The organism is Lactobacillus sp. VURO6/B1 (VP7), assembly GCF_058139575.1.
Genome location: NZ_JBVOWJ010000001.1, coordinates 218,505 through 229,176 on the forward strand (window position 1 = coordinate 218,505; position 10,672 = coordinate 229,176).

Here is a 10,672-nt window from a genome sequence, read left to right on the forward strand (position 1 = left end):
CTTCCTGTGTATATTATACTAAAAATCAACATGCTTAAAAAAGACTGCCCTATTAGTTACTGTTTTGAGCTATACAAAAGGGCCATTTAATATTGATGACCCTCTTTAGCAATACTTACTATTTTATTTTACTTAGCGCATCCCTAACTGCATCTTTGAGACCACGCGATGAACTCGAGGCACCACTGACTGCATCAACATCAACGGTATTTTCTTGAACCATTTTGGCAGGTAAAGTCTTGATAGCTTTCAAGCCATAGTCATCCGACTCAGCCTGTTTCAAAACTTCAATATTCTTTAGGTTCTTTTGCTCATCAACAGTTACCCGGACAACTATTTCATCACCCATGCCTTTAGTAGATTTACCAATGTATTGGTTCTCTCCTGTTTCATAGGTTTCGTGTTTAAGATCTGAAGTTAAGTGCTTTTCAGGCATAGTAGCACCACTTGCTGCATCGGTTGTTTCATCAGCCTTTGGTTTAGCCGCATTTTCTCCAGCAATCTTGCCCCAAATCAAACATTCTGCCAAATTATTGCCACCTTGATATTGGTTAGCACAGATACCGCCAAGTTCACCAGCAGAATAAAGATTAGGAATTGCTTTACCTCTGGTATCTAAAATTTCGGCATTCTTATTTCTTCTAGGTCCACCTTGCGTATTAAGCATAGTTTGTTCTAGTTTGACGGCATAAATTGTGTTACCAGTAAATGCACGTAAAGTTGCTGGATCTCTTCTAAATTCGGGATCATCTTGCTTTTGACATGCTTGATTGAAACGACTGAGAGTGTCAGACAAAACTGCCGGTTCAACACCAATTTTATCGGCTAATTCGGCAGCAGTGTCAGCCTTGATAACATTTTCTGTGTATGGTTTGTAATCGCCAATAATTTTATCGCTATCTAATTCATGCTTTTTAGTTTCATCAAAAATCAAGTATGGGTGCTCTTGATTTAGCGGCACTTTCCATTGACCATGATTCTTGATATGGCCATGGCGGTTTTCTTCTGCTTCATTAAAGTATCTGGTACCGTCATCACCTACAACAAAGGCACTACCGCTAGAAACAGCTTCATTTTGGGCTCCCAGCATTAAGCGACCGCGTTGTCCCGCTGGTACCGCAAAAGTCATACCATGAAGCAGACCTAAAGACTCATAATTATGTAAATGCCAAAAATCAGCGCCAGCTTCCAGGGCCATTCTCAGACCATCACCTTTGTTGTAAAGGGTGCCTAAAGGTGCCAGTCTTTTGGCGCCAATAAAGTCTTCAATCATTCTTTGATTATTTTCAAAACCACCGGTAGTCATGACAACACCATTTTTAGCCTGAACTTTGAGCAGCTTACCGTCACGCTTAATCACTACCCCGTAAATCTTTTTAGTTTCCGGATCTTGAATTAGTTCTTGAGCAGGCGTACTGTACAAAACATCAATCTGGTCTTGCCGCTTAACTACCTGCTCCTTTAAAATCTGCCATAAGGAAGCATCAAACCAATGTTTAGTGACAGTGGTAAAATCGTAGGACTCTGAACCTGGAAATTCCGGAAATTCTCTGAAAGCATAACTTTTGTCAGGGGCATATTCCTTAGCACTATTTGGTTTAACACCTAAATATTTTGAAACATATTCAGGAATGTGCACCATCCCGTCGACATAAGTATCAATCATCTCTTCGTCAAGTTCCATTGGCGCTGTTAGTTTCTGATAATACTTTTTCAACTCATTAAAGTCATTGCCAGTACCAATTAATTGGGCAGAATACCGGGTATTACCACCTTCGTGCCCTTCAGGAGCTGCATCAACTAGCAGCACTTTAGCGTCATGATCAGACGCAAACCGAGCAGCGGTGGCACCAGCACCGCCAAATCCTAAAACAACAACATCATAATTGGCATCCCATGCAAAATCTTTATGATAAATCATATAAATCTCCTTTGTATAAATCGCTTTCATTTATCAAATTAATTTTATCACATTATATTTTTCCAATATATACTATTCAAAAAACAATAATCATTATTAATAAAACTCATTGAACTCATCTGTTAAAACAACTTGACTTAAAGTTCACTTTAAGAATTAAAGTAATCTTATTAAATCAAATATAAAGGAGTTAAAAAAATGGACGATCATAAAAGTGATGTGCAAGATGGTATTTTTGCTTTGGGTGAAAAGAATACTGCTTATCAAAAATATTTTAAGGGTCAAAGCTACCTGCAAAGTTTAGTTAGTGATCCTGATATTAATGTCAGCGTCTCAAATGTCAGTTTTGAACCCGGTTGTCGCAACAACTGGCACCAGCATATTGGCGGCTTTCAGATTTTGTTAGCAACAGCTGGTACGGGCTGGTATCAAGAAGAAGGCAAAGCGCCTCGTAAATTGCATCCTGGTGATGTAGTGGTCGTTCATGACAGTGTTAAACATTGGCATGGCGCAACTAAAGACAGTTGGTTTGCGCATATTGCTATCACTGCGGGAACACCCAAGTGGCTCGAAACAGTCACAGATGAAGAATATGGAAAATTGGAGGATTAAAAAATGAAAAAGCAAACAGCTGGTAGAGATAACTTAGGTGATTTTGCACCTAAATTTGCAGAATTGAATGATGATGTTTTATTTGGTGAAGTCTGGTCAAGAGAGGACAAGTTGTCTGCTCATGACCGTAGTTTAATTACTTGTGCCGCATTAATGGCACAAGGAGCTTTTCCTCAACTTAAATCACATATGATTATGGGCAAAAAGAACGGCATTACGAAAGACGAAATGGTCGAACTGATTACTCATTTGGCATTTTATTGCGGCTGACCGAAGGCTTGGTCTGCTTTTGATTTAGCAAAAGAAATTTTCACTGATTAAAACCTTTAATTTAAAGCAGCTGGCCTTTTTGAAGTGACACCCAAATTTAGGACAAATTTGGGGACTATTTTATGTCTAAAATCTATAGTCTTTAACGGTTTCTGCATCCCTAATTTTATGCTAACCTGTAGAAGTATTAATTAAAGAAATTACAGGAGCAAAAACCTATTATGAGTAAAAAAATTCTGATTTTACATACTGGTGGCACCATTTCAATGTCAGAAGATGAAAATGGAAAAATTAAGCCTAACAGTCAAAATCCCTTGGCTGACCTCTCTTTAAACGTTAATAATGATGTCCAGATAGTTACTGAAGAAATTTTCAACTTGCCTTCTCCTCATATGACACCAGAGCGCATGTTACAGCTCTCCTTGCGTATCCGCCAAGCTGAAGCAGAAGGCTTTTTTGGCGCAGTCGTAACTCACGGCACTGATACTTTAGAAGAAACAGCATTATTTTTAGACCTAACCATCTCCAGCAAAATGCCTGTCGTAGTAACCGGAGCCATGCGTTCTTCTAACGAAATTGGCAGTGACGGCCTGTACAATTTCAGGACTGCAATTATGGTAGCCAGTTCTGCTGCTTCCATCGGTAAGGGCGTTGTAGTAGTCATGAATGATGAAATTCATCCAGCCCGTTATGTCACCAAAACTCATACCACCAACGTAGCTACTTTTCGGACAGCCACTTTTGGTCCAATTGGCGTAGTTTCAGAAGGCCACGTCAATTACGTGCAAACAATTAACCCGCAGCAACATTTACCTATTGATCATGTCGTTGCAAATATCTATCTGGTAAAGGCCTATGCAGGAATGGGACCAGAAATTTTTCAAGCCTTGGATAAACCGACAACTAGAGGAATAGTGATTGAAGCTTTAGGTGCCGGCAACATGCCGCCACAAACACTGCCAGCACTGCAAAAATTGCTCGATAATAATATTCCGCTAGTTCTGGTTTCACGCTGCTTTAACGGTATCGCCGAACCAGTCTATGATTACGAGGGCGGTGGTGTTGGCTTAGCCAAAATGGGTATTATCTTCTGCCGCGGCCTTAATGGCCAAAAGGCCAGAATTAAACTCTTAGTTGGTTTAAGTGCTGGTCTGAAAAATGAGCAATTAAAGAAATACATTAATAATTAAATCAGCAATGAAGAGTCTGGGAAAAAACTCTAACTTAACTAAAAAGGCTGACAAATCACGTCAATAAAACGTTGATTTGTCAGTCTTTTTAAATTGTGAAATTTTTTAATTTAACTTCAAAGAGCACTTTTTTCCCAGGCTCTTTTCTTGCAAAAATTGGTAATTATTTGTAAAATGACCGTTGGTCATTATTGAATGAAAGGAGCACAAAATGTCATTATGTATGTCTTAACTCCCAGAGAAAAAGAAGCCAAAAAGCAGCTAATTGCGGCTGCTGCCAGTAAATTATTTCAAAAAAATGATTTTAACCAAATATCCATGGCGCAAATTGCACATGAATCAGGCGTAGCCAAAGGCACACTATTTAATTACTTTAAAACCAAAGAAAACATCTTTATGTATCTGCTGCTTTCTGGTTATCAAGACTACCTCAAAGAAGTACGCCAGCGTTTTCAAAAAACTGCAAGTATCACTTCTTGGAATGACTTTACTGCTTTTTTATTAGAACAAAATCACCTGTTAATACGTGAAAGGCCCGATTTATTGCGGCTTAACGCATTACGGGGGCCAATTTTAGAAGCAGTGGCTGACAGAGAACAAACTTTGGCCGGTCGAGAAAAACTATATGAAATAAACCAGCAACTGGGACAGGCGATTGCTGCAAGAATCACACTATTAAGCGTTAAACAGGCCAGTCACCTTTTTATTATTCAAAGCGCCATAATTAGCGGACTCATGAACATGATGAACTTGGACGAATTTCATCATGACCAGTTACCCGTTGATTTTAAGGGATTTCAAATTGATCTCGAACAGGAAGCCAATCAAATAATGTTGTTTTACTTACAAGGATTGCAACAAAAACTGGAGGGAAATAAATAAAATGAAACTCGCGAACATCAGAAATTTTGCCATAATTGCTCATATTGATCATGGTAAATCAACCTTAGCTGACAGAATTATGGAACAAACTGATACTGTGAGCAAAAGGCAGTTAAGTGACCAATTACTAGACAGCATGGAAGTTGAACAGGCTCATGGTGTAACAGTCAAATCAAGATCAGTGCGTAACTTTTATCAAGCAGATAACGGTCAGGAATACGAATACAATTTAATCGATACCCCAGGGCACGTTGATTTTTCTTACGAAGTTTCTAAAAGTCTGGCTGCCAGTGATGGTGCTATTTTACTGGTCGACGCAACTCAGGGTGTACAAGCACAAACCGTAGCCAACTTACGTTTAGCTTTAAAGCATAACTTGACCATCATTCCGGTGATTAATAAGATTGATAATGCGGCTGCTGACGTTGCGGCAACAGAAGCGCAAATTCGTGCGCTGCGTCCCGAATTCGCTGATGTGGATATTTTAAAAATTTCTGCTAAAACAGGAGAAAATGTTCATCAAGTATTAGAAGCAATTTACCAAAAAATCCCAGCTCCTCAGGGAAAACCCGATGCAGCACTTAAGGCACTGATTTTTGACTCGCAATACGATTCCTATCAGGGAATTATTGCGGACGTTAGACTAATTGACGGCACGTTAAAAAGCCAACAAAAACTGGAATTAATGCAGAACGGCAGCACATTTAATGCTCAAGCAGTGGGAATCTTCACGCCAGATATGAAGCCGGTAAAGGAATTAAATGCGGGAGAAGTCGGCTATCTTGTGACTGGGATTAAGGATGTTGCCAGCGTCCAGGTTGGCGATACCTTAACCGCTGCAGAAAATCCGACTAAAAATGCCATTCTCCACTTTAAGCCGGCGCAGTCAATGGTTTATGCCGGTTTTTATCCTAAAGGAAATACCAGCTATGAGGCTTTAAAACAGGCTATCAGTAAGCTTGCTCTCAATGATTCAGCCTTTCATTACACCCCGGAACAGTCTGAAGCACTTGATGCCGGCTTTCGTTGCGGCTTTTTAGGTATTTTTCATTTGCAAATAATCCAGGAGCGACTGCGCGATGAATATCATGTGGAAGTGTTGACGACCGCGCCCAATGCCACCTATCACGTTTACCTCAAGCAGCCTCAGCCTAAGCAAGAATACCTCACCATCACTAACCCAGCTAAATTTCCTGATTTTTCTGAAATTGACTACGTCACTGAATCCTACGTTAAGGCCGTAATTACCACGCCCAATGAATACTTGGGTGCTGTCATGAAATTATGTGACCAGCATTTTGGGGAAATGGTCAACTTGGACAACCAACAAGATTTAGTCACATTAACATACAAACTGCCGGTGTCTGAAATTGCCTATGACTTTTTCAATAGCCTAAAATCAATTACTCATGGCTTTGCGACTCTTGATACGGAATTTTTGGATTACGAACTAGTGGATGTAGTCAAAATTCAAATTCAGATTAACTATGCTGCTGTCGATGCTCTCGATATTATTGTGCCGCGGCAAAAAGCCGATTTAATTGCCCATAAATTAGTAAAAAAATTGAAGTATACTGTGCCGCGGCGTTTATACCCCATGCCTGTGCAAGCAATGGTGGAAAACAAAGCAATTGCCAGAGTTGACGTGCCACCTTTACGTAAAAATGCGGCTGTTAACGGTGAAAAAAGAAGTATTTCGAAGAAACAGCAACTTTTACGCAGACAAAGTTTAAACAAAAGACAAGCTGTTAAAAGTGATATTAAATTGCCGCAGAGCGTGTTCGATGCCATTTTAAATATTAATGAACCGGATTAGAAATTTTTCACCACCCATTTCAAGAAAAAGACAATCAATTATTTTTACGTAATTGATTGTCTTTCTTATTTTCAGCCTTGATAGATCTCTAACTTTACTGGCCCGATTAATCCAGCTAGTGGAATAATACCAAATTGGGATTCTGGATCTTGAATTTTAATAGCCAAGTTATTTACCGTATCAATTTCAATTTTATTTGGACCTACTTTTAAGAATGGTGTTATAGCAAAAGTTGAGTTTTGCTCAATTGTTCTTCCCACTAATCTGCCATTAACCTTTAGTTCAGCGACTTCACCGATTTGTCCTAGATTAATTAAAAACTCACCTGAAAGTTTAGCGATTGTTATAGTAGCTGAATAACTACTTTTGCCAGAGTAATTCTTAAAGCTTGGTAAAGAATTCACATCCCTTAAGTCAAAATTTTTGAAACACTGACCTGCAATTTTTAAATCCAGTTTGAAATTTCTTTTTCTTTAATTAGCGATTTAACCAGCCTACGATAAATATAGGTAAAAATAGGGCTTTGTCTCCCTTTGGAGCATGATAACGTTGCTTTCTAATTTTTAAATGTGGGAAAGTTATACTCCCCCTGTTTATTTTGGCCATTCTTAAGATAATCAATGTACAACATTACATCTTCACGATTTAAATGTTCAAGAGTATCAAGCCCAATATCGATATTATTTTAGTCTTACTAATTTCAGTATTACGTAGCTAAGTTGAAGAGCACCTAATTTTTGTTAAATATTGATATTTAGTTGTCTGAACAGATTCTTACCTAAGTAAAATTCTTTATAATATCTATTATACAAGATCAAGGGAAAAGCCACATTTGGTCAGACGAAGAAATTAAAAATAAGCAGTAGCGAAGCGGTTAAAATTAAAGCAAAAGCCCAAAAAGGCATAGAAATTGAAGTAGCACTCAAACAGTAGTACAATTAGAGTACTATTTGAGAGAGGCGAGATAGTCATGGCAGTTAAAGATAAAAAAAGAGTTCAAGTACAAATTGATAAAAACTTGGCTGAAAATACCGAAGCAGTTTTAAGTGAGTTGGGCCTAACACCCACCACGGCTATTAACATGCTTTATAAGCAAATCGTTGCAGATGGTGCTTTTCCCTTTAAGCCAACTTTAAGTGAAACAGAACGAGCAGAGTTACGTTTTTTAAAGGCCACTGAAAATACTCCAATAGTGGAGTTTAAAGACGCTAAAGAAGTTGCTAATTGGCTAAATGATCCAAATGAAGACTAATGACCTAATTAGCTTATACGTTAGTTATGTAGAAACTAATGGTGGTAAGCGTAGACCAGTATTAATTCGCAAGGTTTCGGCGCAAACAGTTGAAGCTTATAAAATTACCAGTAAGTACAAAAATAAATCGGCTTATATCAGGCAACAGTATTATCCAATTAAAGAATGGCAAGCTGCCGGTTTAATGAAACCCTCATGGGTCGATATTGGTAAGCTTTACCGCTTTCCCCAAAAAGGTTTAACCTTTAAGGGAATCGGTCATTTAAGTAAGCGAGATCAAAATGAAATTGCTGATTTTGCTATTGCTTTGAAATCCAAAAGAAAAGGCAAAAACTAAAGAACAAAACCGATCTGCCTAGTAATTGGACAGATCGGTTTTTAATATCTTTATGGCAAGATCACTCTGATAATATATTGCTCAGCATATGGCGGGTAGCCATGTTTTTTACTTAGTTCTTTTATTTCATTAATAATCTTGTTTGTACTAATGTTTTACTTTTTTCATTTTAAAAGCTATATTAGTAGCTTTAAGCATTGAAATGTCGTTTAATACAATTTCTTATAAGGAATCAATTCCTGGAAAAAACTATACTTTGCACGGTATTGCTATAGTAGAAAATGTAAAAATTAATTTTTAGACAAAAAGATAAATCAAGTATTTCTTTTGGAAAAGACTTGATCTATTTTTTCCAAAATTAAAAGAACATGCTGACAATATGGTCGGCAACTTGACGCTTCTGTCAAAATTCACAAATAAACTGTAACTACAAAAAAATTCCTAACCGTGAAAGTTAGGAATTTTATTTTGCAGTTTAAAATTAGTCGTCTAATTTTTCTTTGTTAGTGACATTCAACTTGTCATCAAAGGTGTAAACTACTGGTTCACCGGTCTTCATTTCCAAGTTCATAATATCAGCATCAGAAATGTTTTCGATGTACTTAGTCAAAGCACGAAGTGAATTACCGTGAGCTGCAATAATAACGTTCTTGCCAGCTAACAGGTCTGGAGCAATGTGGTCTTCCCAAAATGGCATAACTCTTTCCAAGCAAACCTTTAAGTTCTCAGTCCGAGGAATGATGTGGGGGTCAAGATCGGCATAACGACGATCATGAACTTGGCTATATTTAGAGTCATCCTCAATCTTTGGTGGCAAAACATCATATGAACGACGCCAAATGTGAACTTGTTCATCACCGTATTTGTCAGCAGTAGCCTTCTTGTTTAAGCCTTGCAAGCCACCGTAATGCCGCTCGTTTAATCTCCAGCTCTTAGTTTCGGGAACCCAAAGTTGGCCGCTTTCTTCCAAAGCATAGTGTAGAGTCTTAATAGCACGAGTTAAAACAGATGTATAAGCTTGATCGAACTGCAGACCATGTTCCTTAATTAACTTACCTGCGTTCTTTGCTTCTTCAACGCCTTTTTCTGATAAATCTACATCAATCCAGCCAGTAAATTTATTTTCAAGGTTCCATTCACTTTGTCCGTGACGAATCAAAACTAATTTTGACATGAAATATCTCCTTTGCAAATTAAATGTTTCACTTACTATTTTACACATTTACATTTTGTTTTCATAGGGTTTAGGACTAAAAATCATTTTTTAAATTCAAGTTTTACGATACAATAGATATAATGATGATTATAAGAAAAGGGAATATCTAACTCACTATGAAATTCAAAAAAATATTAATGGGCTTGAGCCTAGTTGCAGCGCTAGTTGCAGGTGGATGCTCCAAGCAGAAAAAGCAAAGCGAACCAATTCTAACTAAAAGCCAAGTAATCAAATGTTCACAGAAATCATTTAAGAGCGGCCAAGCTAAGCAGATCGTAACCCTTGGTACCGATACTTCTAAGCAAGTTGTTGCTACGACTGCTCTTTTTGGTGGCAATCCTACCGTATTTCAACTTAACTACCAAACGCAAGCTAAAGGTAAAACACAATCTTCGCAAGAATGGGTTGATAATTCCAATCACGTTTATATTAATGGCTCAAGTGACTGGTATAAAGCTGATTTTAACAAAATAACCGGACATACTTACGCTGATTTACTTGATTCTATAGTTAATAATTCTATGCTGATGGACCCACCCAAAGCTCTTACTAACGCTTATAAAATGACCAGAAAAGGTCATACTTATACATTAACGGCATCTATCAAAGACCAGAAAACGATGAAAGATGCATTAGATCCGATATTTACTACCAATACTCAAAGTCCCAAGCAAAAAACCATCTATCACAAATTAGTCAAAATGAGCAAAATTAAAGGTATGACTGCAAAACTTGTGGTTAAAAATAAAAAGATGTATAGCTTTGAATATCTAGTTAAGGTTAAAGTAAATAAACTAATGCAGTTTAGTGCTGGACAGAGTTATGGCAACATGGGCAGCAAAGACTTCTTAAAGATCCCTACCAATGCCCTTAATGCTAAACCACTGCCTAAAACAAACAAAAAGAAAAAATAGCTTTAAATAAAATATAACGGTAACCTCGAAACGAGAAATTTCGGGGTTTTTATTTATTTAAGACCCCTAAGATAATTCTTTGACCAGAGACAAAACCAAGACTTGCAAATTTAGGGTTAATTAATTCATCAAAAACCTGTTTTTTTAAGCCTAATTTATGTAAAAAATTAAAAAATCATACTCTCTGAAGTTAACCCCTAGAATTGGACGTTAACATTAATTCATGTTTGCTAAGGCCGTATTCCGATATTCAATCGGGGTG

Annotated in this window: 10 protein-coding genes and 1 pseudogene; 8 read left to right on the plus strand and 3 right to left on the minus strand. The window is 37.6% G+C overall.

The genetic code is table 11. From position 1 onward, the window contains the following. Positions 1–118 precede the first annotated feature (118 nt). The gene (locus ACZ2M0_RS00985) at positions 119–1,921 is read right to left on the minus strand and encodes an FAD-binding protein (protein ID WP_490058196.1); all 1,803 of its coding nucleotides are present in this window, start codon (positions 1,919–1,921) and stop codon (positions 119–121) included. Positions 1,922–2,119: 198 nt separating this feature from the next. On the opposite strand from ACZ2M0_RS00985, the gene ACZ2M0_RS00990 reads away from it, so the two are divergent. The 5 genes from ACZ2M0_RS00990 to lepA all read left to right on the plus strand — a co-directional run bounded on the left by ACZ2M0_RS00990 (position 2,120) and on the right by lepA (position 6,691). Beyond that, a complete protein-coding gene (locus tag ACZ2M0_RS00990; RefSeq protein WP_490058197.1) occupies positions 2,120–2,533 on the plus strand; it encodes a cupin domain-containing protein in 414 nt (137 codons plus the stop codon). Between the two features lie 3 nt (positions 2,534–2,536). Next, positions 2,537–2,803 (plus strand): carboxymuconolactone decarboxylase family protein, encoded by a 267-nt coding sequence (locus ACZ2M0_RS00995; RefSeq protein ID WP_490058198.1) that lies wholly within the window; start codon positions 2,537–2,539, stop codon positions 2,801–2,803. A 221-nt stretch (positions 2,804–3,024) separates the two neighbouring features. Beyond that, positions 3,025–3,993 carry an asparaginase gene (locus ACZ2M0_RS01000; RefSeq protein ID WP_490058199.1) on the plus strand — a complete coding sequence of 323 codons (969 nt, stop codon included), beginning with the start codon at positions 3,025–3,027 and terminating at the stop codon, positions 3,991–3,993. Positions 3,994–4,188: 195 nt separating this feature from the next. Continuing rightward, positions 4,189–4,875, plus strand: coding sequence for a TetR/AcrR family transcriptional regulator (locus ACZ2M0_RS01005; RefSeq protein WP_490058200.1), 687 nt, complete (start codon positions 4,189–4,191; stop codon positions 4,873–4,875). 1 nt (position 4,876) lies between these two features. Further along, entirely contained in the window at positions 4,877–6,691 is a 1,815-nt protein-coding gene (lepA, locus tag ACZ2M0_RS01010; protein WP_490058201.1) for a translation elongation factor 4, read from the plus strand. Between the two features lie 71 nt (positions 6,692–6,762). Here the strand turns inward: lepA and ACZ2M0_RS01015 are convergent, their stop codons facing one another. Further along, positions 6,763–7,095 carry a hypothetical protein gene (locus ACZ2M0_RS01015; RefSeq protein WP_490058202.1) on the minus strand — a complete coding sequence of 111 codons (333 nt, stop codon included), beginning with the start codon at positions 7,093–7,095 and terminating at the stop codon, positions 6,763–6,765. A 566-nt stretch (positions 7,096–7,661) separates the two neighbouring features. Here ACZ2M0_RS01015 and ACZ2M0_RS01020 point away from each other — a divergent pair. Together ACZ2M0_RS01020 and ACZ2M0_RS01025 are read left to right on the plus strand one after the other, a co-directional pair. Next, a complete protein-coding gene (locus ACZ2M0_RS01020) occupies positions 7,662–7,943 on the plus strand; it encodes a type II toxin-antitoxin system RelB/DinJ family antitoxin (protein ID WP_122026520.1) in 282 nt (93 codons plus the stop codon). After that, a pseudogene (locus ACZ2M0_RS01025) lies at positions 7,933–8,274 on the plus strand (hypothetical protein); the annotation flags it as partial. The gene ACZ2M0_RS01020 and the pseudogene ACZ2M0_RS01025, both read left to right, overlap by 11 nt. 487 nt (positions 8,275–8,761) lie before the next feature. Here ACZ2M0_RS01025 and ACZ2M0_RS01030 read toward each other — a convergent pair. Next, positions 8,762–9,454: a 2,3-diphosphoglycerate-dependent phosphoglycerate mutase gene (locus ACZ2M0_RS01030; protein WP_034978190.1), complete on the minus strand. Its 693-nt coding sequence runs from the start codon at positions 9,452–9,454 to the stop codon at positions 8,762–8,764. Between the two features lie 158 nt (positions 9,455–9,612). On the opposite strand from ACZ2M0_RS01030, the gene ACZ2M0_RS01035 reads away from it, so the two are divergent. Continuing rightward, positions 9,613–10,410: a hypothetical protein gene (locus ACZ2M0_RS01035; RefSeq protein WP_490058203.1), complete on the plus strand. Its 798-nt coding sequence runs from the start codon at positions 9,613–9,615 to the stop codon at positions 10,408–10,410. Positions 10,411–10,672: the final 262 nt, after the last annotated feature.

Excerpts from the sequence above, each read along its gene's own strand:
- ACZ2M0_RS01035 (WP_490058203.1), top strand. The coding sequence starts at position 9,613 with ATGAAATTCAAAAAAATATTAATGGGCTTGAGCCTAGTTGCAGCGCTA.
- ACZ2M0_RS01000 (WP_490058199.1), top strand. The coding sequence starts at position 3,025 with ATGAGTAAAAAAATTCTGATTTTACATACTGGTGGCACCATTTCAATG.
- ACZ2M0_RS00985 (WP_490058196.1), bottom strand. The coding sequence starts at position 1,921 with ATGATTTATCATAAAGATTTTGCATGGGATGCCAATTATGATGTTGTT.
- ACZ2M0_RS01020 (WP_122026520.1), top strand. The coding sequence starts at position 7,662 with ATGGCAGTTAAAGATAAAAAAAGAGTTCAAGTACAAATTGATAAAAAC.
- ACZ2M0_RS01030 (WP_034978190.1), bottom strand. The coding sequence starts at position 9,454 with ATGTCAAAATTAGTTTTGATTCGTCACGGACAAAGTGAATGGAACCTT.
- ACZ2M0_RS00995 (WP_490058198.1), top strand. The coding sequence starts at position 2,537 with ATGAAAAAGCAAACAGCTGGTAGAGATAACTTAGGTGATTTTGCACCT.
- ACZ2M0_RS01005 (WP_490058200.1), top strand. The coding sequence starts at position 4,189 with ATGAAAGGAGCACAAAATGTCATTATGTATGTCTTAACTCCCAGAGAA.
- lepA (WP_490058201.1), top strand. The coding sequence starts at position 4,877 with ATGAAACTCGCGAACATCAGAAATTTTGCCATAATTGCTCATATTGAT.
- ACZ2M0_RS00990 (WP_490058197.1), top strand. The coding sequence starts at position 2,120 with ATGGACGATCATAAAAGTGATGTGCAAGATGGTATTTTTGCTTTGGGT.